Origin of the sequence: Mycobacterium gordonae, from assembly GCF_001417955.2 — a bacterium.
GTDB lineage: Bacteria > Actinomycetota > Actinomycetes > Mycobacteriales > Mycobacteriaceae > Mycobacterium > Mycobacterium gordonae_B.
Genome location: NZ_LKTM01000057.1, coordinates 1 through 24,929, shown reverse-complemented (window position 1 = coordinate 24,929; position 24,929 = coordinate 1). Strand labels below are relative to the sequence as shown.

The window sequence follows — 24,929 nt, the reverse complement described above, 5'->3', positions numbered from 1 at the left end:
CATGAGTCAGACAGTGCGCGGCGTCATTTCGCGGAGCAAAGGGCAACCCGTCGAGTTGGTCGACATCGTCATCCCCGACCCCGGACCGGGCGAGGCGGTCGTCGATATCACCGCGTGCGGTGTGTGCCACACCGACCTGACCTACCGCGAGGGCGGCATCAACGACGAGTACCCATTCCTGCTCGGGCACGAGGCCGCCGGCACGGTCGAAGCGGTCGGGCCCGGCGTCACCCACGTCGAACCCGGCGACTTCGTGATCCTGAACTGGCGCGCGGTGTGCGGGCAGTGCCGGGCCTGCCGGAGAGGCCGGCCGCATCTGTGCTTCGACACCTTCAACGCCGAGCAGAAGATGACGCTGACCGACGGCACCGAACTCACCCCCGCACTGGGCATCGGGGCGTTCGCCGACAAGACGCTGGTGGCGGCCGGGCAGTGCACCAAAGTCAATCCGGAGGCCGACCCGGCCGTCGCGGGCCTGCTCGGGTGTGGGGTCATGGCGGGCCTCGGCGCGGCGATCAACACCGGCGGCGTCACGCGTGACGACACGGTCGCGGTGATCGGCTGCGGCGGCGTGGGTGACGCCGCGATCGCCGGTGCCGCGCTGGTCGGGGCGAAGAAGATCATCGCCGTCGACACCGACAACGCGAAGCTGGAGTGGGCCCGCAAGTTCGGCGCCACCCACACCGTCAACGCCCGCGAATTCGATGTCGTGGAGACCATTCAGGACCTCACCGATGGCTTCGGGGTCGACGTGGTGGTCGACGCCGTCGGCCGGCCCGAGACCTGGAAGCAGGCCTTCTACGCCCGCGACCTCGCCGGGACCGTGGTGCTGGTCGGAGTGCCGACCCCCGACATGCGCCTGGACATGCCGCTGGTGGACTTCTTCTCCCGCGGCGGCTCGCTGAAGTCTTCCTGGTACGGCGACTGCCTGCCCGAGCGCGACTTCCCCACCCTGGTCGACCTGTACCTGCAGGGCCGGCTGCCATTGGAGAAGTTTGTCTCCGAGCGAATCGGGCTAGACGGCATCGAGGAGGCTTTTCACAAGATGCACGACGGCAAGGTACTGCGTTCGGTGGTGATTCTCTGATGGTGGTCATCGACCGGCTGGTCACCCACGGCACCTTCGAACTCGACGGCGGCAGTTGGGAAGTCGACAACAACATCTGGCTGGTGGGCGACAACTCCAACGTTGTGGTGTTCGACGCGGCCCACGACGCGGCACCGATCATCGAGGCCGTCGGCGGCCGGCACGTGGTGGCGGTGGTGTGCACGCATGGCCACAACGACCACGTGACGGTGGCTCCGGAGCTCGGTAAGGAGCTCGACGCGCCGGTGTTGCTACACCCCGCCGACGAAGTGCTGTGGCAGATGACCCACCCGGACAGCAACTTTGAGCCGATCTCCGAAGGGCACGCGCTGAAGGTGGGTGGCACTGAGTTGCGGGCCATCCACACCCCGGGGCACTCCCCCGGATCGGTGTGCTGGTACGTCCACGATCTGGGTGTGGTGTTCAGCGGTGACACCCTGTTCTCCGGCGGGCCGGGGGCTACCGGCCGGTCCTACTCGGATTTCCCCACGATTCTGCAGTCGATCTCCGAGCGCCTGGGCAAGCTGCCCGGGGATACCGTCGTGCACACTGGCCACGGCGATAGCACGACGATCGGCGACGAGATCGTGCACTACGAGGAGTGGGTGAAGCGCGGGCACTAGGTCTGTTGCTTTCACCCGCGAGCGTGCACTCAATGCCAGCCGTACCGGCGTGTCGCTGTACATTTGCGCACGCTCGCCGACGACACCAAGCTACAGCCCTTCCATAACCCGCCGCTTCTCCGCCTGGAACTCCTCCTCAGTCAACGCACCCGAGTCCCGCAGCGCGGCAAGAGTTTTCAGGCGCTCCACCCGCACGCCCTCACCAGAGGGCTCATACGCCGCCGGCGGTGCGACGACGGCGAATCCGCCGCCGACAGAAGGCACCGGCCGCCGGCGCACCCGCGCCAGCCACATGATCGACAGCGTCAGGTCGACCAACCCGACGACGAACAGCGCCACGAAGACCCAGACCAGATACCCGTACGAGCTCTGATGCCCGAAAGCCAGCCGCGGGTTGATGTATCCGTTGACCTGGCCATCGGTCACGACCTGGTAGGTGCCGTCGGCCGGCACCTGGACGTTCCACACCCGGATATGCGCGTCGTTGTTGACTGTCGTTGTGCTGCCGATACTTTCGGTGACCTCCGGCTGCGGCACACCATCCGGCGGGGTGATCGAGATGCGCATCGGCGGCACCGGTAGGCCGCCGCCGTCGGTCCCGCCGATGACCAGGGTATGCAGGCTGACGGTCGCCTGCCCGGCAGGCAGATGCACGCTCCCGGATCCCGGTACGGGCACCTCCCCGTAGGCGTCGTAGTCGTCCAGGAAGAACACGTTGAGCACCAGCGTCGTGATGAAGCCGGCGACCGACACGACCAGCGTCACAATCGCCAGGATCAACGAAGCCTTGGCGACGCGTCTGCTATTCATCCAGGCAGTGTGTCACGCACGGCAGCGACAGGGGACACTGTTTGCGACCACAGACGCAGCAACCGGAGAAGGAGTTCTCAGATGGCCAACGATCTCGTCGCCACGGTGCCCGATCTGACCGGCAAGCTGGCAGTTGTCACCGGATCCAACAGCGGCCTCGGCTTCGGCCTGGCCAAGCGCCTGGCCGCGGGCGGTGCCGACGTCGTGATGGCCATCCGCAACCAGGGCAAGGGCGAGGCCGCCATCGAAGAGATCCGCAAGTCGGTCCCCGACGCCAGCCTGACCATCAAGCCACTGGACCTATCATCGCTGGACTCCGTCCAAGCCCTGGGTGCCCAACTCAACGCCGAGGGCCGGCCGATCGACATTCTTATCAACAATGCCGGTGTCATGACGCCGCCCGAGCGCGACACCACCGCGGACGGCTTCGAATTGCAGTTCGGCAGTAACCATCTCGGGCATTTCGCGCTCACCGGGCACGTGTTGCCGCTGCTGCGCGCGGCGCAGGCCCCCCGCGTCGTGTCGTTGAGCAGCATCGCCGCGCGCCGTGGCCGCATCCACTTCGACGACCTGCAGTTCGAGAAGTCCTACGCCTCGATGGCGGCCTACGGGCAGTCGAAGCTGGCGACGCTGATGTTCGCCCTTGAACTGGACCGGCGCAGCCGCCAGGGCGGCTGGGGCATCACGTCCAACGCGGCGCACCCCGGGCTCACCAAGACCAACCTGCAGATCAGCGGACCGTCACACGGCCGGGACAAGCCGGCGCTGATGCAGCGTCTGTATACGACGTCCTGGAAGTACGCCCCGTTCCTGTGGCAGGAAATCGACGAAGGCATCCTGCCGGCGCTGTACGCGGCCGTCACCCCCAGCGCCGAGGGCGGCGCGTTCTACGGACCGCGCGGGTTCGCCGAGGCCGCCGGCGGCGGGGTCACCGAAGCCAAGATACCCAAGCGTGCCGCCAATGATGATGACTGCAAACGACTTTGGGAGATCTCGGAAAGGCTCACCGGTGTCAGCTACCCCGCGCCGAACTGAGCCGCAGCGCAAGGTCCGCCTGCCCGAATCGAGTGTGGTGGTGCGGCCCGAGCCGATGGAATCGGCGACCTACACCCAGTCGTCGCGACTGCAGGCGGCCGGATTGCTGCCCGCCGTCGCGTTGTTCGAACAGGCGGCACAACAGGTGCCGCTGCCCAAACCCCCGCAACCGGTCGTCGTCGCCGACTACGGCGCTGCCACGGGCCATAATTCGCTGCGGCCGATGGCCACCGCGGTCGAGGTGTTGCGCGGTCGCACCCGACACGATCACGCCATCCTGGTGGCGCACACCGATGTGCCCGAGAACGACTTCACCGCGCTGTTCCACACCTTGGCCGACGACCCGGACAGTTACCTGAACAACGACGCGGCCAGTTTCACCTCCGCCATCGGACGGTCCTTCTACCAGCAGATCCTGCCGACCGGCACGGTCAACCTCGGTTGGTCGTCGTGGGCGATCCAGTGGCTGAGCCGGGTCCCCGAGGGCGCCCCGGAGGTCGCCGACCACGTGCAGGTCGCGTTCAGCAGCAACACCGAGGCCCGGCGAGCCTACGAGCACCGATCGGCGCTGGACTGGAATGACTTCGTCGCCTTCCGCGGCAGGGAACTGTGTCCGGGTGGCCGGTTGGTGGTGCTCACCATGGCCCTCGATGAGGACGGCGAGTTCGGCTACCGCCCGCTGAACGAGGCACTGATGGCGACGCTGGAAGAGCTGGCCGAGCACGGTCTGGTGCGCCGGGAAGAGGTGCGGCGCATGGTGATTCCCGTGGTGGCCCGCACCGAGAAGGATTTCCGTGCCCCGTTCGCACCGCGCGGCTGGTTCGAAGGTCTGACCATCGAGCACCTCGATATGTTCAACGCCGACGACCGGTTCTGGGCCAGATACCAGAAGGACTCGGACGCAGAGGCTTTCGGCGCACAATGGGCCGCGTTTGCCCGGGCCGCCCTGTTTCCGACCCTGCGGGCGGGCCTGAGCGGCGGGTTCGACGACCCGCGGGGCATGGATTTCATCGAGCAGCTCGAGGCCGGTGTCGCCGGGCGTCTGGCCAGGGCGCCCGAGCCGATGCGGATTCCGCTTGCGTCCCTCGTGTTGGCAAAGCGGCAGTAACGGGAGTTTCGGCTCCACGCCGATGTGGTAACCCTCACTTTGGGTCGGGTCGCATAGCAACTCCTTAAGGGGGCCACACGTATGAGCGCGCACGAGGAAGAATCGGCTGGTCAGGACGACAGCAAGACCGATGACGGTGCCGTGAGTACGGCCGAGGCCGACGAGAAAGACGACGACAGCAACGACGGCGTCCAGCAGACGGGCGAGAAGCCGGAGCCGGACGAGGATGCCAAAGAGAAGGCCGCAGAGATGATGACGGCCTACGAGGACAAGCCCACCTTGGTGATGCCCGGTTCCGGCAAGACCATTACCGGCACCGCGGTGAACGAATGGCTCGACGACGACGGCAACCCCAAATACGCCGAGGACGAGGATTCGCCTGCGGCCAAGGCCAAGTCAGAGGCGTCCGAGGCCGGCGACAAGAAAACCGACGAGACCGACGACGCGCCCGCCGAGCACAGCTCCAAGGACGGCGATGACGGTAGCCGCGCGAAGAACACCGCCGAAAGCGAGCGGGCGGCCGACGCCGACGAAAATGCCGAGGACGAGAACAAGTCGGTCGAGCAGCTGCAGGAAGAGGCCGAGCAGCGCGTCAAAGACAACATGGAGAAAGACAAGGAATTCAACCAGCAGATCATCGAGGCGACCAAGCAGGACCGGGAGGACCGCGAGAAGGCCGGTACCTAAACGGGTCAGCCGACCTTCGGCACGTGGCCGATTCCGGGGATCTGCGGTAGGCCCGGAATCTGCGGTAGCTGCGGAATAGCCGGTGGTGCAGGCGGATTCGGGTTGGCGGGCCCAGGCAGCTGCGGGATCTGCGGCACCGGCGGCGCGGTCGTCACCGGCGGCTGGGTGGTAACCGGCGGCTGAGTGGTGACGGGCGGCTGGGTGGTCACTGGCGGGGGCGCTTCGGTGGTGGGCGGCGGTGCTTGCGTGGTCTGCACCGGTGCAGGAGCCTGGGTCTGCGGGGGCGGTGCGGGAGCCTGACTCGTCGGCGCGGGTTCGGGTGTCGAGGCCGGCGGCGGCTCGGGGCTCGGGCTCTCGGTGGTCGCGGGCGCGGAACTGCGGGGCGTGGTGTTCACGCCGGGAGACTTGGTGCCTTTGCTGCCGTGCGAGGTCAACCCGATCGCCACCGCGGTGCCGACCAGCAGCACCGCCACGATGGTGCTGATGATGATCACCGCCGGCAGCCGGTACCAGGGCAGCGGCGAGGCCTTGCGCTCGGGTTCGGGTCGCTCTTCGTGCTCGAACTTCATCTGCGGACGGGCGGCCGTGTAGCCCGATCCGGAGCCGGAACCCGGCGAAACCGCGGGCATCACCCGTGACTCGTCCTGGGCTTCCGACCAGGCCAGCGCGGGTTGCATCGCCGACACCGGAGCCGCGGCGGGCACGTCCTGGAATTCCTCCACGGGCGTTGGTTCCGGCGCGGGAACCAACGGCGCGGGCGGCGCGGCCGGCGTCAACGTCGTCGCGCTGACGTCGGCGGGGCCGCGCGCCGCGCGCAGCGCGCCACCGATGGCGGCGGTCAATTGCGGGCGCGGTGTGGTGATCACCGGGACTCCGAACCGCCCGGACAGCGACGTGGTCACCGCCGGGATGGTTGCGCCGCCCCCGAAGGTGACGATCGCGACCAACCCGGTTGCGTTGCGGCGCAACGATTCCTCGAGGACACCCAGTACCCCGGCCAGCGAACCGCGGATCGTCTCCTCGAGTTCGTTGCGGGTCAGCCGGATCTCCCCGCGCAGTCCCGGCACTTCCTCTGCGAGCGTGGTCGCCGTCGTCGCGGAGAGCCGTTCCTTGGCGCCGCGACAGGCGGCCCGCAGCCGAGTCAACGACCCGATCGCCGCGGTGGCGGACGGGTCGAAGGAGCCCGTGGCCGGCATCTCGGACATGACGTAGCTCAGCAGCGACTGGTCGATCAGGTCGCCGGAGAAGTCGTGATGCCGGACCGTGGGGCCCAGCGGCTGGTAGTCGGCGCCGGCGTCGACCAGGGTGATGCTGGTTCCGCTGCCGCCGAAATCGCACACCGCGACGGTTCCGCGCGCCGGAATACCCGGGTTGGCCCGCACCGCGAACAACGCGGCCGCCGCGTCGGGGATCAAGGTGACCGGCGTGGCCTGGTGCGACCATTCCGACACCCGGCTCACCGCGCCGCCCAACGCGTCGACCGCCGTCGGCGCCCAGTGGGCCGGATAGGTCACTGCGACGTTGTCGGGCAGCGCGCGGCCCCCGGTGGTCGCGTAGGCCAGCGCCCGCAACCCGTCGGCGACCAGTGCCTCGCTGCGGTGCACCGAACCGTCGGCCGCCACGATGCCGACCCGGTCGCCCACCCGGTCGACGAAGTCGGTGATCACCAGACCGGGCTCGTCCAGCCGGGGATTCTCCGAGGGGATCCCGACCTCGGGTGGACGCTGCCGGTACAGGGTCACGACGGGTTTGCGGGTGAGGGCATGGTCGGGCGTGACGGCGGCGAGGTTGGTGGCACCGATCGACAGGCCCAGCGCGGGCCTAGCTCCATCTGCCATCTGGACTCACCCCCGTGTCCCCCGACTCATTTTCTCGGTAAAACCTATAGGCATTCTCAGTATCGGCTATGCGCCGGCTGTATGAGCGCTGGTCAGCGGATCGTACCCGCGCCCGGGATGAGTGGCAGATCCAGCGCGGTGACCCAGCCCGGGGAAAGCTCGTTGACCGCCGGAACGGCGTTGAGCGCCCGCAGGCCAGTGGCCAGGCATCCGGCGGCCGCGGCGTCCCGGCCCGAGCCGTCGGTGAAACGGAACGCGGTTTCCTGGAAGATGCTGGGCGTGCCTTCGATATCCACCCGGTAGACGTCGTTGTCGTGGCCCGTCGGCCAGTCCGGGGCGGCGTCGAGCCCGATGCGGTTGACGTGCTCGAGCTGGATCCGCGTCTCGCCCTGGTAGAGCCCGTTGATGGTGAACCGGACGGCGGCGACGTTGCCCGCCTTGATGACGCCCTTGGCCGACTTGCGGTCAGTGGGCGTCACCCACTTGTCCCAGGTGGTGGTCATCTCGTCGAGCATGATGCCGGCGGCGTGCGCGATCATCGGCACGGTGGCGCCCCACGCGAAGATCAGCACGTCGCGGTTTTCCAGCATCGGGCTGAACTCGGGTTCACGGCCGATGCCCATCTCCCGCTCGTAGTCGCCCTCGTAGTTGGTGTAGTCCAGCAACTCGGAGGCGCGTACCCGCTTCACTTCCGAGCACAGGCCCATCAGGGTCATCGGGAACAGGTCGTTGGCGAAGCCGGGGTCGATGCCGGTGGTGAAACACGACGCCTCCCCCAGCTCGCAGGCCTGGGTGATCGGGGCGATCCAGTTGGGCGGGTTCTGCGGCATGGTCGGCCAGATCCACGGCGTCATCGCCGTCGAGCACACATCGATACCGGCGCGCAGGAAGCGGGTGATCAGCGAGATGTTGTCCTTGGCGTGCATCGCCGTCGGTCCGTAGTGCACCAACGCGTCGGGTTTGAGCGCGATCAGCGCGTCGACGTCGTCGGTGGCGGTGACGCCGACCGGTTCGTCCAGGCCGCAGATCTCACCGACGTCGCGGCCCACCTTGTCCGGGTTGCTGACGCCGACACCCGCCAACTCGAAGAGCGGGTGCTTGACGATCTCCGGGATCACCATCCGGCCCACGAAGCCGGTGCCCCACACCACCACTCGCTTAACGCCACTCTGCGTCATCGATCAGCCACCTCTTTCGGTTATCCGCTTCACCCTAAGCGTGCGGCGAAGTGACATCTAGCATGAGACCGTACGAGCGGTACCGGGACTGACTCTGGTGTGGCGCCGCGGGTGATGACACGATGACAACCATGACCAGTCGTCGTGCAGCTTCGATCCTGATTGCCACCGGCACCGCCTTCGGCGCCACCTACGGTGTGGCGCACGCGGATCCTTTCCTTCCCCCGGGCGCATTCCCCCAGGTTCACTACGAGGTCACCGGCACCGGCATGGCCGAGTACATCTCGTACCAGACCCAGCACGGTCAGCAGCGAGCGGTGAATGTGCCGCTGCCGTGGTCGACGGACTTCCAGGGCTTCGGTGGCCAGGTCTACGTGCTGAGCGCGCAGGGGCAGGGCACCATCGCGTGCAAGATCGTGGTGGACGGCAACGTGGTCAATGACGCGCACTCGACGGGGACGCCCGGACACACGATGTGTTCGCACTGACGCGGTCTCGCACTGAGGCGGCCTAGGCTCGCCGGTGGCACCTCCTCAACGGTGAGGAGGCAAAGGAGGATGCATGGACCTCAAGATTGACGCGCACTCGGGACTCAAGCCCAGGGCGAACGGGACGCCTCCGCCCGAGATACCGCTGGCCGACATCGCGCTGGGCTCGCTGGATTTCTGGGCACTCGACGACGACTACCGCGACGGCGCCTTCGCCACGTTGCGGCGCGAAGCGCCCATCTCGTTCTGGCCCGCGATCGAAATGGAAGGGTTCACCGGCGGCAACGGGCACTGGGCACTGACCAGGCTGGACGACGTGTTTTTCGCCAGCCGCCACCCGGAGGTGTTCAGCTCGAGCCCCAACATCACCATCAACGATCAGACGCCGGAGCTGGCCGAGTACTTCGGGTCGATGATCGTGATGGACGATCCACGCCACCAGCGGCTGCGTTCCATCGTCAGCCGGGCGTTCACGCCGAAGGTGGTGGCCCGCATCGAGGCCTCGGTGCGCGATCGCGCCCACCAGCTGGTGACCTCGATGATGGCCAACCATCCCGATCGGCAGGCGGACCTGGTCAGCGAGATCGCCGGGCCGCTGCCGCTGCAGATCATCTGCGACATGATGGGCATTCCCGAAGAAGACCACCAGACGATCTTCCACTGGACCAACGTGATTCTCGGCTTCGGCGACCCCGACCTGGCCACCGATTTCGGTGAGTTTCTTCAGGTTTCGATGGACATCGGCGCCTACGCGACCAAGATGGCCGAGGACCGTCGCAGTTCGAGCGCGGATCATCACGACGACCTGACCACCGCCCTGGTGCAGGCCGAGGTGAACGGCGAGCGACTGTCGTCGTCGGAGATCGCGATGTTCTTCATCCTGCTGGTGGTGGCCGGCAATGAAACCACCCGCAACGCGATCAGCCACGGGGTGCTGGCGCTGTCCCGCTTCCCAGAGGAACGGGACAAGTGGTGGGCGAACTACGACGGCCTGGCGCACACAGCGACCGAGGAGATCGTGCGGTGGGCCTCACCAGTGGTGTACATGCGGCGCACCCTGACCCGTGACTTCGAGCTCAGCGGCACCAAACTGGCTGAGGGCGACAAGGTTTCGCTGTGGTACTGCTCGGCCAACCGGGACGAGGCGAAGTTCGCCGACCCGTGGCGGTTCGACGTGGCGCGCAACCCCAACCCGCATGTCGGGTTCGGTGGCGGCGGTGCCCACTTCTGCCTCGGGGCCAACCTGGCCCGCCGCGAGATCCGGGTGGTGTTCGACGAGTTGCGCCGCGAGATGCCGGAGATCGTAGCGACGGCAGAGCCCCGGCGGCTGCTGTCGCAGTTCATTCACGGCATCAAGGTGCTGCCGGTCACCTGGTGAGGTCGTAGACGATCAGCACCCGCGGGTAGACCGTCAGCCACTGCGGTGGTTGCGGAATCCGTTGCACACTAACGGCTTTCGTGGCGAGCCAGGTCAGTGCCTGGCGGTACTCGTCGAGGCGCGCCGGGCGGAACGGGTAGCGGTGGTAGTGGGCGAACGCCCGCACCTGCGCCTGCAACGCGAGCTTGCCGACCAGCCCCTCGGGCATGTCCTCGAACACCAGGATGCGCCGGCGCGCGACGCGTTCGCATTCGGCGGTCAGCCTGACCGGGTCCTGGCTGTGGTGCAGCACCTCGCTGAGGACGACGTGGTCGAACGAGTTGTCCGGGAAGGGGATTGAGGTGCCGTCGAATTCGGTGAACGGGATGTCGGTCTTGCGGAAGTCCCTGACGTCGATGCCTTCCGGCGCCACCCCGTACATGTCGCGCAGATAGACCGACAACAGCCCGGTGCCGCAACCGACGTCCAACACGCTGTCGCCCTCTGCGACGTACCCCTTGAGGGCTCTGGCCTTTTCGCGGGCTTGCTCGTGTAACCGTGCGGCGGGCTGCATGACATGCTGGGCTTCGGAGAGGCGGCGGCGGAACATCTCGGCCAAAACTAGCACGGTGACCTTGGCAGCGATTGCGCGTGGAAGGAGGCGCCGTGAACGTCAGGCGTATTGCGTTCGCGTGCATGGTGGGGACCACCGTCGAGTTCTACGACTTCTACATCTACGGCACCGCCGCGGCTTTGACGTTCCCCACCGTCTTCTTCCCGAACCTGAGCCCGGCCCTGGCGACGGTCGCCTCAATGGGGACATTCGCCGCCGCTTTCGTGTCACGGCCACTGGGCGGAGCGGTGTTCGGTCACTTCGGCGATCGGATCGGGCGCAAGAAGACGCTGGTCGCGACGTTACTGATCATGGGTTTGTCCACCGTGGCAGTCGGTCTCACCCCGGGTGCGGCGACGATCGGTGTGGCGGCGCCGCTGACCGTGCTGATGCTGCGCCTGTTGCAGGGGATCGCGGTCGGCGGCGAGTGGGCCGGATCGGCGTTGCTGGCAGCCGAATACGCACCGGCGGATCAGCGCGGCCGCTACGGCATCTTCACAGCCGTCGGCGCCGGGATCGCGATGGTGCTGACCGGCGTGACCTTCCTGCTCGTCAACGCCACCGTCGGCGAGACGAGTCCGGCGTTTCTCAGTTGGGGATGGCGAATTCCGTTCCTGCTCAGCGGCTTGCTGGTCGCTTTCGCGTTGTACGTGCGGGTCAGCATCGAAGAGACCCCGGTGTTCACCGCCCAGGCCGCGCCGCCGCGGGTGCCACTCGCGGAAGTCTTGCGACAGCAGTGGGGCACCGTGTTGCTGGCGTCGGGCAGCTTTGTGGCGCTGTTTGCGTTCGTGTTCATGGCCGGCACCTACCTGACGGGTTATGCCCACAGCCAATTGGGCCTGTCCCGCAACGCAATCCTGTTCGCCGGGTTGCTGGGTGGGCTGGTGTGGACGGCGGTGGTGCCGGTCTCGGCGGGCTTGTCGGATCGGGTCGGGCGGCGACCGGTCATCCTGGCCGGGTGGGCGCTGGGCCTGCCGTGGTCTTTCGCGGTGCTGCCGTTGATCGACGCCGACAACGCGACGTTGTTCGCGGTGGCGATCGCCGGCACGTACGGAATCGCCGCGTTCGCCTACGCACCGATGACTTCCTTTGTGCCTGAGCTGTTCACGACGTCGCACCGCTATACCGGCGCCGGGTTGGCGATCAACATCTCCGGCATTCTCGGCGGCGCCGTTCCACCGCTGATCGCCGAACCACTGAGCGTGCGCTACGGCAGCTGGAGCATCGGTCTCATGCTGGCGATGCTGGTGGTGCTGAGCCTCTGGTGTACCTATCGGCTGCCGGAGACGCGCGGGACATCTCTCGACCAGGTGATAGCGCCGGCGATATCACGTTCCGGCGGCAGTCATGCCGAGCTCCGCCGGGACGCGAGTGACTGATGTGACGAGTCCGGCTGTCTGAAACCCGCGCCGAGGTGCAGTGGACTTGAGTCACATCCGTCACTCTCGTCTCTGCAAATCAAGGCATGATGCGGTCGCGATCGTGATAGCGCCGGCGATGTCACCGGCCCGCGGTGTGGGCGGCCTGGGCGCCTGATTCAGCACGAGTCACCCGCAGCTGTTCGGCCAGCTCCCGGATCTCACCGCGCAGTTCGTCGATCTGAGCCGCGGTCGCCACCTGATTGGCCGTGTCGGTTTCGGAAACCCGCTGCACAATCCACGAGGCCAGCGACCCGGTAACCACACCGATCAGGGTGATACCGCCCATCATCAGCAGGACCGCGACCACGCGTCCCGTCACGGTGAGCGGATAGAGGTTGCCATAGCCCACGGTGGTGACCGTGGTGATGGCCCACCAGACCGCCTTGCCGAAGCTGTTGATCGTGGTGCCGACCTGTTGGCGTTCGGCGTCCAACACGGCCAGCGCACCCGTATAGACCAACAGCAGGACCCCGGAGATCGTGTAGATCAGAATCTGCCCCCGCACGGCGTGACCGACGGCCTTCTGCAACACGCCCAGCAGCACGATCAGGCGCACCATCCGCAACGGACGCAGGAACGGAAGCAGGACGATCAGCAAGTCGACGATGTGCAGGAGAAACCACTCGCGGCGGTTGTCCGCCAGCACCAGGCGCGCGAAGTAATCCCCGACGAACATGGCCCAGGCAACCCAGCAGAGGAACCACAGGATGCGCGCCTCCGACCCGTGCGGCCGGGCCAGGATCTGCACCGAGTACATGATCAGGAAAGCGACGGCGACCACGGCCAGCGGCCACTCGGTGCGCTGCCTCCACAGCTGTTCCTTGGAGAGAGAGTGCATGTGCCTCACCCTACGAGCTGGTCGGCGAGATCGGCGAAATCACAAGCGTTGACGTCGAACTCGTCCGAATAAGCAACGTCGGCCACGCCGTCGGCGCCGAATTCAAGCGGTCGCGCGATGAAGGCGGTCCGGAATCCGAGTTGGGCGGCGGCGCGCAGGTCGTATTTGTGGCTGGCCACCATCATGATGTCGGCGGGTGGCAGGCCGAGGTACGTGGCCGCCAATTGGTAGGCGCCCGGATCGGGTTTGAAGACCCCGGCCATCTCCGCGGTGAAGATCGCGTCCCAGGGCAGGCCGGCCCGCTTGGACATGTTGATCACCGCGCTGACGTCGGCATTCGACAGCGTCGCCAGCACGTAGCTGCGGCGCAGCCGGGTCAGCCCCGCCACCGCGTCCGGCCACGGACGCAGCCGCTGCCAGGCCAGGGCGAGGTCGTCACGCTCGGCGGGCGTGAGGTCGGTGAAGCCGGCGTCGGCAAGCACGGTGTCGAGGACGTCCCGGTATACCGAGTGCACCGAAACCCAGGTGTCCTGCTTGGGCCGGCGTTCCAAGGCCGCGAAGTAGCCGGCCCGCCAACTGCGGACGACCTCGGGCCAATCCACGCCGGAGTCGCGGCCGGCGCTGATGCGGCGCGCCTCGTCGCACACCGTCGAGTGAAAGTCGGTCGCGGTTCCCTGGACATCGAATAACAGCGCCTTGAGCACCCGACCGAATCTACGATGTGCACCGTGGCTAGCGACTGTCCCCCCGAAGACGTCATCGAAGAGCAAGAGCCCGACTACCGTTTCACCCTCGCCAACGAGCGAACTTTCCTGGCCTGGCAGCGCACCGCGCTCGGCCTGCTCGCGGCCGCGGTCGCGCTGGTGCACTTCGTCCCGGAACTGGTAGTCGTCGGGGCGCGGCGGATCATGGGCATCGGACTGGCCGCACTCGCGATCTCGACCAGCTGGACCGGATTGCAGCGCTGGCGCCATGCCGAGCGCGCCATGCGCCGGGGGGACCCGCTACCGCGGCACCCGTCGCCCGGCCTGCTGGCGATCGGGCTCATCGTGCTCGGGGTGATCACGCTGAGCATGGTGATCGCGAAGGCGGTTCTGGGTTGAGCAACCCAGGTGGCCCCGCCGAACGTACGACGCTGGCCTGGTCCCGGACATCGTTCGCGTTTCTGGTCAACGGAGTGCTGCTGGCGCTGAAGGACGTTCACGGCGCCGGGCACCAGGTGGGCGCGCTGCTGCCGGCCGGGGTGGCCTGCCTCGCCGCATCGGTCACCTATGTAATTGCGCTGCGCCGCCAGCACACGCTGGCCCAACGGCCGTTACCGACGCCGCTGACCGCCCACCGGCAGGTGTACGTCATCGCGCTGGCGACCCTGGTGCTGACCGTCACCACCGCGATTGCCGAACTGTTGTAACGCTTTTCGGCTACCAGAGGTAGACGACGGCGTCCTTGCCGCCGGTGCACCTGATCCACGGGTTGGCGCCGTCGCCGGTGCACTGCATCAGGAAGTTCGCCGCGTTCTTCGGGTCGCAGTTCGCGCCGGGGACGGTGAAGCAGTCGACGGCTCCGGGCGACGACACGGTGCGGGTGCCGTTGGTGGCGTTGTTGTAGGTGTTCCAGTACGCATGCAGTACCGCGTTGGCGAAGTAGCACGACGTCTGTGGCGAGCCGCGCCCGCCGTGTGAGCCGTATCCGGTGACGTTCATCTGGAAGCCCTGATCGCAGCTCTGGTGGCTGGCGCTCTGGTCGGGCCCGGTCACCAGCGGCGGCGCCGCGTTGGTCGGCCGCGGCGGGATCGGCTCCGGCGTCACCGTGGACGTCTCGCCCGAGTACGGCGGGATGGTCGGCGGCACGGTCGCTGTCGACGCCGCAGGCGTGTCTTCTTTCTTCGCCAGCAGTCCGACCGCTACGCCGATACCGCCGAGGACTAACACCGCGCCGAGGCCGATGACGACGGGAGCCAACCAGCGGCGCTGCGGTGTCGCCGGCGTCGGAGTTGTGCTGGGGACCAGGGGCTGGGGTCCGGATGGGAAGGTCTGGGGGTACATCTGCTGGACTGTCGGCGGCTGTGGCGGGGGCGGTGGCGGCCAGGTGGCCGGCCGGGTCGGCGACTCCTCCGTCGGGTCGACCGCGGTGCGCACCCCGCTGCGCAGCGCCCGCTCGGCCGCCCGCCCGAACGCGCCGGCGCTGCCGTACCGATCGTCGGGTTCCTTCGCCATGCCGCGCGCGATGACCTCGTCCAGGGCCGCCGGAACCCGAGGATTCGTCAAGCTGGGCCGCGGCGGTGGTGCCGACAGGTGCGCGGCCACGAAGCCGCCCTGCGACTCGGCGGGGAACGGAAGCTGACCGGTCAGCGCCTCGTACAGCACGCACGCCAGCGAGTAGATGTCGGCGGACGGCGTGATGTCCCGGTCGGAAAACCGCTCCGGCGCCATGTAAGCCCAGGAGCCGACGCGCATATTGGCCGCGGTCAGGCGGGTGTGCTCCCCCATGGTTTCGGCGATGCCGAAGTCGACCAGATAGGCGAAGTCCGCCTGGGTGACCAGGATGTTCTGTGGCTTGACGTCCCGGTGCACGAGCCCTTCGGCGTGGGCGGCATCGAGCGCCGCGGCGATCTGGGCGACGATGGCAACGGCCCGCGCGGGCTCCAGCGGACCGTTGGCGAGCAGGCCCTCCAGGTCTTTGCCGCGGACCAGGCGCATGTCGATGAACAGCGAGCCGTCGATCTCGCCGAAGCCGTGAATCGGGATGACGTGGGGTTCCTGCAGTGTTGCCGCGGCGTGCGATTCACGCTCGAATCGGGTGCGGTATTTGCGGTCGTTGGCGAACTGGGTGTTGATGATCTTGAGGGCGACGGTCCGGCCGATCTGGTTGTCGTAGGCCTCGTAGACCTCGCCCATGCCGCCCTTACCGACGACACCGGTGATGGTGTATTTGCCGAAAGTCGTGCCGACGCGCTGGTCCACCGCTTGAGCCCTCCTCCGTAGGGATTATGCGGCACCGTGGCGAGATGTCTAAGGGTTTCCCGGGCACTGGCCGGCGGGCAGCTGCGGGAGATGGGAGCTCAGCCAGACGGTGGCTTCGTCGAGGGCGCGGGTGCCGTCTTCGAAAGATCCTGACGCCGGCTCGGCCGCGATGGCGACGGCCAGTCGTCCCGAATTGACGACGCCGATCTGGCGCACCAGGTATCTGCCGGCCGGGGACGGACCCCAACCACCCTTGAACTGCGCGCCGGGCAGCGCACCGAGACCCCAACTTTGTTGCGGCGCAATCTGTCCCATCAACGCGAAAATCGGGTCGTTCTGCTTGTCACAGAACGCCCGCGCGGTGAAGTGGGCCTGATTCGGCAGCGACCAGATGGTCTGTCCGAACGCGGTGAATTCCGGTCGCAGCTTTCGTGATTCGACCGTGGTCGGGTCACCGGTTTCCCGCAGTACCTCCTGCACCTTGCCTGCCGCGGTGACCGGATCGCCGAGTTGCTGCCAAAGCGCTTCGGCCGCTGCGTTATCCGATTCGGTGATGGCAGCCTTCATGGTGGCGGTGACCTGGTGTTGCTGACGGTAAGCGGCGATCGCGAGCGGCACCTTGATGGTCGACCAGGCCGGGCCCTGCGGCCAGTCGCCGTATGTCGTGGGCGGTTCGTTGCTCCCGACGGCGGTGACGGCCAGTCCCATCGAGGCGTTGAGGCGGGCGGCCAGTTGCGCGAATTCCGCGGCGAGGTCGGCGTTCTGTGGCGGCGGGGTGCTTCGGGGGGACGACATCGGTGGCCTTTGCGGAGCGGGGGCGTGCCGGTAGGTGTAGACGGCGGTCAAGGTCACAATCGCGGCCGCCACAACCAATGTTGCGAAGACCGCGATCGCGGTGCGGAGGCTAGCCCGCCTTGGCTTGGAGATAGGCGACGATCCCTTGGGTCACGGCGGACGCGTATTTCGCTCGGCCGTCGGCACTTTCGATCTGGGCGGCGTCCTCGGCGTTCTTCATGTTGCCGAGTTCGACGAGCACGGCCGGGTATTGGGCCAGGTTGAGCCCGGCGAGGTCGGCGCGACCGTAGAGGCCGTCGGAGCCGATGTAGTTCGACGGTTGAAAGCCGGCGGAGATCAGTGCGGACCGCATCGCGTTGGCGAGTTGCATGGCACCGCCGGATTGGGCGTCGTTCAGTGGCGGGCTGGAGTAGTTGACGTGAAATCCGTGTCCGGAGGCGGGTCCGCCGTCGGCGTGGATGCTGACGATCGCATCCGGGTGCATCGCGTTGGCGCGGGCGGCGCGCTCGTCGATGCAGGGGCCGACGGAGCCGTCGTCGGGTCTGGACAGCGCGGTCGTGACGCCCAGGTTCTGCAGTTGAGCCGCGACCAGGTTGGTGACGTCCCAGGTGAACGCGTGCTCGGGGTAGCCGTCGCCGGCCGCGGTGCCCGAGGTATTGCACGGCTTGGTACCGCCCCGGCCGTTGGGCACCTGCTGGTTGATCGACGCGTCGGCGACGGCGTTGTGGCCCGGGTCTAGGAAGACGCTCATTCCGGCGATACCGGCGGCGGAGGCGGGCGGGACGGTGACCATCGCGGCCAGCAGGATCGGTGCTGCGGCGGCGCATTTCAGCACGTCGCGCCTGGAAAATCGGCTCACCGCGCGATGGTAACAACCCGGGCCGGCTTGGCGCCCTTCACCTGTGGCGGCGCACCTGGCGCATCAGCTTGGCTCCCTCGACGCCGTAGATACCGCGGTCGTCGCCCCGCAGCACCCAGCGGTGCTGCTGGTCGGCGCGCGCGGCCACAGCGTCGCGGTAGCGGGCGTACTCGGCCTCGCGTTCGGTGTACCAACGGGCGATGGCCCGGGCCAGGAAGAAGAGGCCGACCAGGGCTGCCGCGCCCAGGATCCACCAGATGAATTTGATAATGAGGCCGATGACCAGCAGTAGGCCGAACACCGCGCCGAAACCACCGCGCTCCATGCGACGCAAACTACTGCGGGCCACCGACAACTCAGTCGATCCGCCCGATCGCAACTTGCGCGAACCGTTTCAGGTTTGCGCACGAGCCGAACCCCTGGGTGACCCGGAGTATCCGTTCGCCACTCAGCAAGACCACCAGCGTGGTGGACGGCGGCGTGGTGGTCAGTTCATCAACGCAGGCGGCCTTGAGCCCGATGCCGTCGACCGCTTCGCCGGTTCCGGTGGCCAGCGCGAACTCGGATGACGCGTCGACGGCGAACGCACCCGAGGTCTGCAGGTCGACTTCCACACCATCGCCGACGTCGTGTGGCTTGTCGTAGATGCAGGCGATATCGACTGAGCCGGGTTCGGCGCCTAACGGTTCTGCGTTCACCGGGCCGCCCATGATGCCTGCGGCCTCGGTCGCGCTCACCCAGTCGCACGGCCGGAATGCCGGCGGTTCCGTCGGGTCTATTTCGGCAAGCTCGACCGTCACCGCATCGTGGCGGCCGACCGGCGTTCCGGTCGCGGGCGATACCGCGACGATGCGGTACGTCTTTTCGGCGGGCCGGGCCGGACGGTTGAGGGGGTCGTGGCCATCCGGCGCCACCGCCTTGAGCTGGTAGCACTCCAGGGCCCCATCCTTGGCCTGATACAGAAGGCGCCCAACAACATTCGGCACCGGGCGGGGCCACGTCTGCGCATCGCAGAGCTGCTGCACGGTTTTCGGTCCTGCAGCCCCCGTCACGGTGGGTCGCGACACAGGGTGGTGTGCCGAACAGGCCGCACACACCAGCACGGCGAGAACGGCGACCAGTCGGCGCGACATCATCCGGCCTCAGCCCACCTCGTAGGATTCCTGCGACACCCGGAAGAAGTGACCCGTGCCGGCGTCGCGGCAGGTGATCCCGGATGCTCGCTCTCGCACGTGAGGGCACCGGTGGTCCGGGATTGGCCGAAGTCGAGCACCGGCCGGTCGCTCGGGGGCATGTGCTGAGTCGCGCAGGCAAAGCCGGGTTGTTCGCCCTCGTTGAGCCGGAACTGATTTGCGGTCGGCGCCAACGGGCAGCCCCAAATCGACTGGGCCGGTGCCACCCAGGTGTGATCGGTGATCTCGCACAAGGCATGTGGTCTGTCGGCCCCTAACGAGGTGTACATCATGCAGCGGATGTTTCCCGACGGTGACTGGAACTCGTACCCGGCGTCGGCCTGCGCCGTCCCCGGCGCGGCGATCGTCGTCGCGACAGCGGCAAGCGCCAGCGTGGTGAACCTCTTCATACGGCCACTCCTGTCATCGGGCTCGGCCAGTCAATGTGGTCCGGCTCGCTACCGATCCCAACATCTACGCGATGCGTGCGGCGTTTCTGCGCGATTGCGCCGATGTAGTGAGCGGCACGAGCGACGATCCTGGCTAACATGAGCCAAAACGTGGAGCTGACCTGGAACGATTTGGGCATGAGCGAGTTGCTGCCGACCGGCACGGTGACGCTGCTGCTTGCCGACGTGGAAGGCTCCACCCGGTTGTGGGAAACCCAGCCCGAGCAGATGACAGCTGCGCTGGCCCAGCTCAACCGCACCGTCAACCAGACCATCGCCACCCACGACGGGGTGCGCCCGCTCGAACAGGGCGAGGGCGACAGCTTCGTCGCCGCCTTCGCCCGCGCCTCCGACGCTGTGGCTTGCGCGCTGGCCATACAGCGGGCTCCGCTGGCCCCGATCCGGGTGCGCATCGGCATCCACACCGGCGAGATCCAACTGCGCGACGACGCCAACTACGCGGGCCCCACCATCAACCGCACCGCCCGGCTACGCGACCTCGCCCACGGCGGCCAGACCGTGTTGTCGGGCGTGACCGAGTCGCTGGTGATGGACCGCCTGCCCGACGGCGTGTGGTTCACCGATCTGGGCAATTACCCGTTGCGCGGCGTGCCGCGCCCCGAACGCGTCGTGCAGCTGTGCCACCCCGACTTGCGCAACGAGTTCCCACCGCTGCGGGTACGCACCGCCGTTGCCGCGCACAATCTTCCGGCTCAACTGACGAGTTTCGTCGGGCGCGCAACCGAGATGACGGAGCTGCACCAGCTCGTCACGAGCAATCGGTTGGTTTCCCTGACCGGCGCCGGGGGTGCCGGCAAGACCCGTCTCGCGGTCGAGGTCGCGGCCGGCCTGACCGCCGAATTCGGCGACGGGCTGTGGTACGTCGACCTGTCCCCCGTCACCAATCCGCTCGTCGCGCCGGTCACCGTGGCGCGCACCCTGGGACTGACCGACCAACCTGGATGCTCCCACGTGGACTTGCTGGTGAGATTCATTGCGGACAAGCACGTGCTGCTTATCCTCGACAACTGCGAGCATCTGCTCGATGCGTGCGGGATTCTGGTCGCCGAGTTGCTGACGGTATGCAGGCAGTTGACCATTCTGACCACTAGCCGTGAACCACTGGGCGTTCCCGGCGAGCTGGGCTGGCGGGTGCCCTCACTCACCATCGCCGACGGGGCCGTCGAGCTGTTCGAAGATCGGGCGCGGCACGTGCGCCCGGATTTCGTTGTGGGCGAACAGAACCGCCGACTTGTCGAAGACATCTGCACCCGCCTGGATGGCATGCCGTTGGCGATCGAGCTGGCCGCGGCTCGGATTCGGGCGTTGTCGCTGCAGCAGATCGCCGACAGCCTGCACGACCGGTTCCGGCTGCTGACCGGCGGCGCGCGCACCGCCGTGCGCCGACAGCAGACCCTGCGCGCCTCGGTCGACTGGTCCCATGCGCTGCTCACCGAACCCGAGCAGGTGCTGTTTCGACGGCTGGCGGCCTTCGCCGGCGGATTCGACCTCGACGCCGCCGCGGCCGTCGGCGCCGGCAACGAAGTCGAAAGCTACCAATTAATAGACCAACTGAGCTTGCTGGTCGACAAGTCACTGGTCGTCGCCGATGACACCGGCGACGGAATGCGATACCGGTTGCTGGAGACGGTGCGTCAGTACGCCCAGGAGAAGCTCGGCGAATCCGGCGAGGCCGACCGGGTGCGCACCCGGCACCGTGACTACTACGCGCAGACCGCAGCCGCGAAGGAGGCGCGAGGCCACGCCTACGATGAGCAGCTGTTGGCTTGGGCCAAGGTCGAAATCGACAATCTGCGAGCCGCTTTCGCGTGGAGTCGGGAGAACGGGGAGCTGGAGACGGCGCTGCAAATCCTACTGTCGTTGCGGCCGTTATGGTTACGGGGCGGCCGTGTTCAGGAGGCGCTGTTCGGGTTGTCCGCAATTCTGGCTGAGGACCGCTCCCGACTGGCACCCGCGGTGTGGGTGGGCGCAGTGGCACGGTACGCCATTCTGGCTGGCTTCGTCGGTTTCCCGGTGGAGCTCGGTCGAGCGCAGGAGGCGCTGGCGGTCGCGCGCGACATCGGCGATCCCGCATTGCTCAGAAAAGCCCTGATCGCATGCGGACTGATCGCGATCTACGCACCGGGCACCGCCGAGCCCTACCTCACCGAAGCGGTCGAACTGGCTCGCGCAGCCCACGATCAATGGAGTCTGTGCGAGATCTTCAGCTGCCAGGGGGTCGCCGCCGTGATGGCAGGTGAACCGGGTGTGGCCATCCCGGCGAACGAACAAGGACGTCAACTCGCCGATGCCATCGGCGACAAGTTCTTCTCCCAGAATTGCCGTGCATGGCAGTGCATCGCCGTGACACTGCACGGCGACCCCGCCCGTGGTATCGCAATCGCCGAGTCCATGATCGGCGAAGCCGAGACCGACGGAGACTCGACCATGGCGGTTTTCGGCTATGTCACCCTCGGTCAGGCGCTGGCCTACCACGGCCAGCCGGAAGCGTCTCACGCGGCCGCCCAGACTGCGTTGGAAATAGCCGCCGCGATGGGTGCCTTCTTCGACGACGCGATGTATGCGGTATTGGCCTCTGGCGCCCTCGCGGCCGGCGACGCCGCGGCGGCCCGGACTGCGGCCGAAATGGCTTATCGGCAGAGCAATCCGATGCGCGAATTGTTCACCAAATGCATCACTCCGATGGCTGAAGCGTTGCAAGCGTGCGGGGATCTGGAGGCCGCCCGGCGCTCGGCGGACGAAACCTTGGCGGTAGTGCCGGGCTGCTATCGCATGCTGGCCTTGTTGGCCCGAGCCAATGTTGCTCTGGCACAAGGTGAACCAGAACAGGCCGAACACGACGCCCAGGAAGCCCTGACCGTTGCCGCGAATACCCAGGCCTTCATACGGGTGGACGATATTCTGGAGTGCCTCGCCACCCTTGCGGCCGCCGAATCAAATCACGCGTACGCGGTGCGCCTGCTCGGTGCCGCCGACGCGCAGCGTCGACGCATCGGGCACCCGCGCTTACCCATGTACCAGGCCGACTACGACACTGCGGTGGCCTCGGCACGGGAGGCGCTGCCGCCCGAGGACTTTGACACCTGGTGGGCGGAGGGCGCCGCGCTGTCGATCGACGAGGCGATCGCGTACGCCCAACGCGGACGCGGCGAGCGCAGACGCCCGTCGACCGGTTGGAGGTCGTTGACGCCGATGGAGCTCGATGTAGTGCGCCTGGTTCAGGAAGGGCTGGGCAACAAGGACATCGGTGCCCGGCTGTTCATCTCACCGAGGACGGTGCAGACCCACCTGACGCATGTGTACGCCAAGCTCGGGGTGACGTCGCGTGTCCAACTCGCCCAGCAAGCGGGTCGTTAATCGGGGCGAGCAGACGCAAAATCACCGTGGAGCGTCCGTTCCAGGGTGATTTCGCGTCTGTTCGGCGGGTAGGGCCGCGCGGAAGGTGCTAAGACCACACCATGCGAATCCTCATGCTCGCGCCTGTTGCGGCCGCAGCCGCACTCGCGCTTCCCGCCACGGCCCACGCCGACCCGCAGAACTTCCGCACCCCGTCGGGCAACATCGTCTGCACACTGGACAGCTCCGGCGCGGCGTGCGATATCAACGAGTACACCTACACCCCGCCGCCACCGCCGGAGTGTGCCCAGCACATCGCGTGGGGCAACCGCTTCGTTCTCGACGTAGGCAAGCCCGCTGCGATTCATTGCCACGGCGACACGTTGGCCGTACCTGGCGAACGGACCCTGAACTACGGCCAGACCGCGTCGGCCGGAACCCTCAGCTGTATCAGCCAGGAGTCCGGCGTGAAGTGCACTGACAGCAGCAGCGGGCACTTCTTCGAGGTCTCCCGCGACGCGTTCAAGCTCGGCTAACCCTCGCGAGCAGACACTAACTCGCACAATTTCGCGCCTCAATGTGCGAGTTTGTGACTGATCGCGGGTCGACGGTCACAAGTCGAGGTGCAGTCGGAGCGCATCGTCGAGTTGCGAAAGCTCGGTCGCGGAGATGCGGCCGAGCCGACGCCGGAACCGTTCGGCCGCAACGGATCTGATCTGCTCGGCCTGCGCCTTCGAATCGACCGTCAAACCCGTTCCGCCGGCGGTCAGCAGGACCTGGAACGGATAGACGCTGGCGACATTGCTCGTCACCGGCACGACGGTCACAACCCCACGCCCCAGTCGGGATGCGGTCGCGTTGGCCCGATCGTTGCTGACCACGACTGCGGGACGAATCTTGTTGGTTTCGCTGCCGCGAGATGGGTTGAAGTCGACCTGCCAAACCTCACCGCGCAGCATCGCCCAGCCCGTCCCCGGTGGCGTCATCCCAGAGGTTGCTGTCGCCCGTCGACCACTCCGCCCAGGCTTTGCCGTAGTCCTCTTCGAGCGACGGGTGGCGCAGCATGCGAATCGCCCGCTGTACCGCGGCTGATCGCGAAGGCAACCCCGTCCGTTGCATGTACTCGTCCAACACGCGGACATCGTCCTCGGACAGGCTGACACTCAACTTCATCCCATCGATGCTACCCATGTACTACTACGGTAGGAATGAGCACCAGGCGGCATGCGGACCCAAGATCGGCGCGCGGTTTGCCAGAATGGTTAACGGACGGCAAACGCGCAGCTAACCTGGCGCGACGGCGGGCCCGGTGAAATGCTGTGACTGGTCACAGGTGCTCGCGTTACAGTCGGGCCAGCGGTGACGGTTGTGGGAGGCGTTGTTGCAGGAGACTTCGTTCGGTAAATACCGGCTCATCGAGTTGATGGGCCGGGGCGGCATGGGCGAAGTATGGCGCGCCTATGACGCCGACACCGACCGTGTCGTTGCGCTGAAGATCCTGCCCTCCGCCGTTTCCAACGACGAGGTGTTCCAGCAACGTTTCCGGCGCGAGGCACACGCCACCGCGCGGCTCAATAGCCCCCATCTGATCCCCATCCACACCTACGGCGAGATCAACGGCCGGTTGTTCGTGGACATGCGACTGATCGAGGGCTACGACCTGCAGGCGGTCCTGAACCAGGGACCGCTGTCGCCGGCCCGAGCGGTAGCCATCATCGACCAGGTAGCCAAAGGCCTGCACGCCGCGCACCGGGAGCGCCTCCTGCATCGCGACGTCAAGCCGTCGAACGTCCTGCTCGACCACGACGACTTCGCGTACCTGATCGACTTCGGCATCGCCCGCGCCGCGGACGACCTCTCGCTGACGGCGACCGGGAACTTCATCGGGACCTACCACTACATGGCCCCGGAACGGTTCACCGCGGAAACGGTGGACTCCCGCTCCGACATCTACTCGCTGGCTTGCGTGCTCTACGAGTGCCTGACCGCTCAGTCGCCGTTTCCCGGTGACACGCTGCAGGAGCAGATCACCGGCCACCGCATGGCACCGCCGCCGCGAGCGTCCAACACCAATCCGGACATTCCGGCGAGCCTGGACATGGTCATCGCGCGCGGCATGGCCAAGAACCCGGGCGACAGATACGACACGGCTATCGAACTCGCGCGCGACGCTCACAGCGCGCTCACCGCGACGACGGTGACTCCGACCATCAGGATGGAGCCGGCCCCTGCCGCCTACACCAATCCGCTG

At 67.1% G+C, this 24,929-nt stretch carries 27 protein-coding genes; 13 read left to right on the top strand and 14 right to left on the bottom strand.

Annotation, left to right across the window (positions count from 1 at the left end; translation table 11 throughout):
* The first annotated feature begins 1 nt into the window (after nt 1).
* Together AO501_RS07800 and AO501_RS07795 are read left to right on the top strand one after the other, a co-directional pair.
* Nucleotides 2–1,087, top strand: a complete 1,086-nt coding sequence (locus AO501_RS07800) for an S-(hydroxymethyl)mycothiol dehydrogenase (RefSeq protein WP_055577183.1) — start codon at nt 2–4, stop codon at nt 1,085–1,087.
* Nucleotides 1,087–1,710, top strand: a complete 624-nt coding sequence (locus tag AO501_RS07795; RefSeq protein ID WP_055577182.1) for an MBL fold metallo-hydrolase — start codon at nt 1,087–1,089, stop codon at nt 1,708–1,710. The genes AO501_RS07800 and AO501_RS07795 overlap by 1 nt, the downstream gene beginning before the upstream one ends.
* Nucleotides 1,711–1,800: 90 nt before the next feature.
* Here the strand turns inward: AO501_RS07795 and AO501_RS07790 are convergent, their stop codons facing one another.
* Entirely contained in the window at nt 1,801–2,520 is a 720-nt protein-coding gene (locus AO501_RS07790) for an SHOCT domain-containing protein (protein WP_055577181.1), read from the bottom strand.
* 81 nt (nt 2,521–2,601) lie between these two features.
* Between AO501_RS07790 and AO501_RS07785 the strand changes: the two genes are divergently transcribed.
* The 3 genes from AO501_RS07785 (at nt 2,602) to AO501_RS40650 (ending at nt 5,350) form a co-directional block, all read left to right on the top strand.
* A complete protein-coding gene (locus AO501_RS07785; protein WP_055577180.1) occupies nt 2,602–3,555 on the top strand; it encodes an SDR family oxidoreductase in 954 nt (317 codons plus the stop codon).
* Nucleotides 3,556–3,610: 55 nt separating this feature from the next.
* Nucleotides 3,611–4,663, top strand: a complete 1,053-nt coding sequence (locus AO501_RS07780) for an SAM-dependent methyltransferase (RefSeq protein WP_055577237.1) — start codon at nt 3,611–3,613, stop codon at nt 4,661–4,663.
* Between the two features lie 81 nt (nt 4,664–4,744).
* Nucleotides 4,745–5,350 (top strand): hypothetical protein, encoded by a 606-nt coding sequence (locus AO501_RS40650; RefSeq protein WP_082658463.1) that lies wholly within the window; start codon nt 4,745–4,747, stop codon nt 5,348–5,350.
* A 5-nt stretch (nt 5,351–5,355) separates the two neighbouring features.
* Here the strand turns inward: AO501_RS40650 and AO501_RS07770 are convergent, their stop codons facing one another.
* The gene (locus AO501_RS07770) at nt 5,356–7,188 is read right to left on the bottom strand and encodes an Hsp70 family protein (RefSeq protein ID WP_055577179.1); all 1,833 of its coding nucleotides are present in this window, start codon (nt 7,186–7,188) and stop codon (nt 5,356–5,358) included.
* Nucleotides 7,189–7,280: 92 nt separating this feature from the next.
* Nucleotides 7,281–8,366 (bottom strand): dihydrodipicolinate reductase, encoded by a 1,086-nt coding sequence (locus AO501_RS07765; protein WP_055577178.1) that lies wholly within the window; start codon nt 8,364–8,366, stop codon nt 7,281–7,283.
* A gap of 131 nt (nt 8,367–8,497) precedes the next feature.
* Between AO501_RS07765 and AO501_RS07760 the strand changes: the two genes are divergently transcribed.
* Nucleotides 8,498–8,854, top strand: coding sequence for an MmpS family transport accessory protein (locus AO501_RS07760; RefSeq protein WP_156452387.1), 357 nt, complete (start codon nt 8,498–8,500; stop codon nt 8,852–8,854).
* 73 nt (nt 8,855–8,927) lie between these two features.
* Nucleotides 8,928–10,232, top strand: a complete 1,305-nt coding sequence (locus tag AO501_RS07755) for a cytochrome P450 (protein ID WP_055577176.1) — start codon at nt 8,928–8,930, stop codon at nt 10,230–10,232.
* Here AO501_RS07755 and AO501_RS07750 read toward each other — a convergent pair.
* Nucleotides 10,222–10,821: a class I SAM-dependent methyltransferase gene (locus tag AO501_RS07750; RefSeq protein ID WP_055577236.1), complete on the bottom strand. Its 600-nt coding sequence runs from the start codon at nt 10,819–10,821 to the stop codon at nt 10,222–10,224. The two genes, AO501_RS07755 and AO501_RS07750, sit on opposite strands and share 11 nt — an antisense overlap.
* A gap of 86 nt (nt 10,822–10,907) precedes the next feature.
* On the opposite strand from AO501_RS07750, the gene AO501_RS07745 reads away from it, so the two are divergent.
* Complete coding sequence (locus tag AO501_RS07745) at nt 10,908–12,203, top strand: MFS transporter (protein WP_082658462.1); 1,296 nt, start codon at nt 10,908–10,910, stop codon at nt 12,201–12,203.
* Nucleotides 12,204–12,324: 121 nt separating this feature from the next.
* Here AO501_RS07745 and AO501_RS07740 read toward each other — a convergent pair whose 3' ends face one another.
* Together AO501_RS07740 and AO501_RS07735 are read right to left on the bottom strand one after the other, a co-directional pair.
* On the bottom strand, nt 12,325–13,083 hold the full coding sequence (locus AO501_RS07740; protein WP_055577174.1) for a potassium channel family protein: 759 nt from the start codon (nt 13,081–13,083) through the stop codon (nt 12,325–12,327).
* Between the two features lie 5 nt (nt 13,084–13,088).
* The gene (locus tag AO501_RS07735) at nt 13,089–13,787 is read right to left on the bottom strand and encodes a haloacid dehalogenase type II (protein ID WP_055577173.1); all 699 of its coding nucleotides are present in this window, start codon (nt 13,785–13,787) and stop codon (nt 13,089–13,091) included.
* Between the two features lie 15 nt (nt 13,788–13,802).
* On the opposite strand from AO501_RS07735, the gene AO501_RS36950 reads away from it, so the two are divergent.
* Together AO501_RS36950 and AO501_RS07725 are read left to right on the top strand one after the other, a co-directional pair.
* Nucleotides 13,803–14,186 (top strand): YidH family protein, encoded by a 384-nt coding sequence (locus AO501_RS36950; RefSeq protein ID WP_055577172.1) that lies wholly within the window; start codon nt 13,803–13,805, stop codon nt 14,184–14,186.
* The gene (locus AO501_RS07725; protein ID WP_055577171.1) at nt 14,183–14,494 is read left to right on the top strand and encodes a DUF202 domain-containing protein; all 312 of its coding nucleotides are present in this window, start codon (nt 14,183–14,185) and stop codon (nt 14,492–14,494) included. Before AO501_RS36950 ends, AO501_RS07725 begins: the two co-directional genes overlap by 4 nt.
* A 10-nt stretch (nt 14,495–14,504) precedes the next feature.
* Here AO501_RS07725 and AO501_RS07720 read toward each other — a convergent pair whose 3' ends face one another.
* From AO501_RS07720 to AO501_RS07695, 6 genes are all read right to left on the bottom strand, one after another.
* Nucleotides 14,505–16,046 carry a serine/threonine-protein kinase gene (locus AO501_RS07720; protein WP_055577170.1) on the bottom strand — a complete coding sequence of 514 codons (1,542 nt, stop codon included), beginning with the start codon at nt 16,044–16,046 and terminating at the stop codon, nt 14,505–14,507.
* Between the two features lie 48 nt (nt 16,047–16,094).
* Nucleotides 16,095–16,841, bottom strand: coding sequence for a class A beta-lactamase-related serine hydrolase (locus AO501_RS07715; RefSeq protein ID WP_231752385.1), 747 nt, complete (start codon nt 16,839–16,841; stop codon nt 16,095–16,097).
* 109 nt (nt 16,842–16,950) lie between these two features.
* A complete protein-coding gene (locus tag AO501_RS07710) occupies nt 16,951–17,634 on the bottom strand; it encodes an Rv3717 family N-acetylmuramoyl-L-alanine amidase (RefSeq protein WP_082658468.1) in 684 nt (227 codons plus the stop codon).
* A 103-nt stretch (nt 17,635–17,737) separates the two neighbouring features.
* Nucleotides 17,738–18,025: a hypothetical protein gene (locus AO501_RS07705; protein WP_055577167.1), complete on the bottom strand. Its 288-nt coding sequence runs from the start codon at nt 18,023–18,025 to the stop codon at nt 17,738–17,740.
* Between the two features lie 31 nt (nt 18,026–18,056).
* Entirely contained in the window at nt 18,057–18,686 is a 630-nt protein-coding gene (locus AO501_RS07700) for a hypothetical protein (RefSeq protein ID WP_156452385.1), read from the bottom strand.
* Between the two features lie 146 nt (nt 18,687–18,832).
* Nucleotides 18,833–19,282, bottom strand: coding sequence for a hypothetical protein (locus tag AO501_RS07695; protein WP_055577165.1), 450 nt, complete (start codon nt 19,280–19,282; stop codon nt 18,833–18,835).
* 138 nt (nt 19,283–19,420) lie between these two features.
* Here AO501_RS07695 and AO501_RS07690 point away from each other — a divergent pair, with 138 nt between their 5' ends.
* Entirely contained in the window at nt 19,421–22,699 is a 3,279-nt protein-coding gene (locus AO501_RS07690) for a helix-turn-helix transcriptional regulator (protein WP_231752384.1), read from the top strand.
* Nucleotides 22,700–22,800: 101 nt separating this feature from the next.
* Complete coding sequence (locus AO501_RS07685; protein ID WP_055577164.1) at nt 22,801–23,214, top strand: DUF6636 domain-containing protein; 414 nt, start codon at nt 22,801–22,803, stop codon at nt 23,212–23,214.
* A 75-nt stretch (nt 23,215–23,289) separates the two neighbouring features.
* Here AO501_RS07685 and AO501_RS07680 read toward each other — a convergent pair whose 3' ends face one another.
* Nucleotides 23,290–23,637: a type II toxin-antitoxin system PemK/MazF family toxin gene (locus AO501_RS07680; RefSeq protein WP_055577163.1), complete on the bottom strand. Its 348-nt coding sequence runs from the start codon at nt 23,635–23,637 to the stop codon at nt 23,290–23,292.
* Nucleotides 23,624–23,869, bottom strand: a complete 246-nt coding sequence (locus AO501_RS07675; protein WP_231752383.1) for a ribbon-helix-helix domain-containing protein — start codon at nt 23,867–23,869, stop codon at nt 23,624–23,626. Before AO501_RS07675 ends, AO501_RS07680 begins: the two co-directional genes overlap by 14 nt.
* 190 nt (nt 23,870–24,059) lie before the next feature.
* Between AO501_RS07675 and AO501_RS07670 the strand changes: the two genes are divergently transcribed.
* Nucleotides 24,060–24,929 (top strand): serine/threonine-protein kinase (locus AO501_RS07670; RefSeq protein ID WP_156452384.1); only part of this gene is annotated, 870 nt, incomplete at its 3' end.

Coding starts and splice junctions, on each gene's coding strand:
- AO501_RS07760 (WP_156452387.1), top strand. CDS start 8,498: ATGACCAGTCGTCGTGCAGCTTCGATCCTGATTGCCACCGGCACCGCC.
- AO501_RS07795 (WP_055577182.1), top strand. CDS start 1,087: ATGGTGGTCATCGACCGGCTGGTCACCCACGGCACCTTCGAACTCGAC.
- AO501_RS36950 (WP_055577172.1), top strand. CDS start 13,803: ATGTGCACCGTGGCTAGCGACTGTCCCCCCGAAGACGTCATCGAAGAG.
- AO501_RS07710 (WP_082658468.1), bottom strand. CDS start 17,634: ATGGTCACCGTCCCGCCCGCCTCCGCCGCCGGTATCGCCGGAATGAGC.
- AO501_RS07680 (WP_055577163.1), bottom strand. CDS start 23,637: ATGCTGCGCGGTGAGGTTTGGCAGGTCGACTTCAACCCATCTCGCGGC.
- AO501_RS07785 (WP_055577180.1), top strand. CDS start 2,602: ATGGCCAACGATCTCGTCGCCACGGTGCCCGATCTGACCGGCAAGCTG.
- AO501_RS07800 (WP_055577183.1), top strand. CDS start 2: ATGAGTCAGACAGTGCGCGGCGTCATTTCGCGGAGCAAAGGGCAACCC.
- AO501_RS07790 (WP_055577181.1), bottom strand. CDS start 2,520: ATGAATAGCAGACGCGTCGCCAAGGCTTCGTTGATCCTGGCGATTGTG.
- AO501_RS07750 (WP_055577236.1), bottom strand. CDS start 10,821: ATGTTCCGCCGCCGCCTCTCCGAAGCCCAGCATGTCATGCAGCCCGCC.
- AO501_RS07690 (WP_231752384.1), top strand. CDS start 19,421: ATGAGCCAAAACGTGGAGCTGACCTGGAACGATTTGGGCATGAGCGAG.
- AO501_RS07685 (WP_055577164.1), top strand. CDS start 22,801: ATGCGAATCCTCATGCTCGCGCCTGTTGCGGCCGCAGCCGCACTCGCG.
- AO501_RS07705 (WP_055577167.1), bottom strand. CDS start 18,025: ATGGAGCGCGGTGGTTTCGGCGCGGTGTTCGGCCTACTGCTGGTCATC.
- AO501_RS07745 (WP_082658462.1), top strand. CDS start 10,908: ATGGTGGGGACCACCGTCGAGTTCTACGACTTCTACATCTACGGCACC.
- AO501_RS07765 (WP_055577178.1), bottom strand. CDS start 8,366: ATGACGCAGAGTGGCGTTAAGCGAGTGGTGGTGTGGGGCACCGGCTTC.
- AO501_RS07695 (WP_055577165.1), bottom strand. CDS start 19,282: ATGAAGAGGTTCACCACGCTGGCGCTTGCCGCTGTCGCGACGACGATC.
- AO501_RS40650 (WP_082658463.1), top strand. CDS start 4,745: ATGAGCGCGCACGAGGAAGAATCGGCTGGTCAGGACGACAGCAAGACC.
- AO501_RS07715 (WP_231752385.1), bottom strand. CDS start 16,841: ATGTCGTCCCCCCGAAGCACCCCGCCGCCACAGAACGCCGACCTCGCC.
- AO501_RS07675 (WP_231752383.1), bottom strand. CDS start 23,869: ATGGGTAGCATCGATGGGATGAAGTTGAGTGTCAGCCTGTCCGAGGAC.
- AO501_RS07740 (WP_055577174.1), bottom strand. CDS start 13,083: ATGCACTCTCTCTCCAAGGAACAGCTGTGGAGGCAGCGCACCGAGTGG.
- AO501_RS07755 (WP_055577176.1), top strand. CDS start 8,928: ATGGACCTCAAGATTGACGCGCACTCGGGACTCAAGCCCAGGGCGAAC.
- AO501_RS07770 (WP_055577179.1), bottom strand. CDS start 7,188: ATGGCAGATGGAGCTAGGCCCGCGCTGGGCCTGTCGATCGGTGCCACC.
- AO501_RS07780 (WP_055577237.1), top strand. CDS start 3,611: ATGGAATCGGCGACCTACACCCAGTCGTCGCGACTGCAGGCGGCCGGA.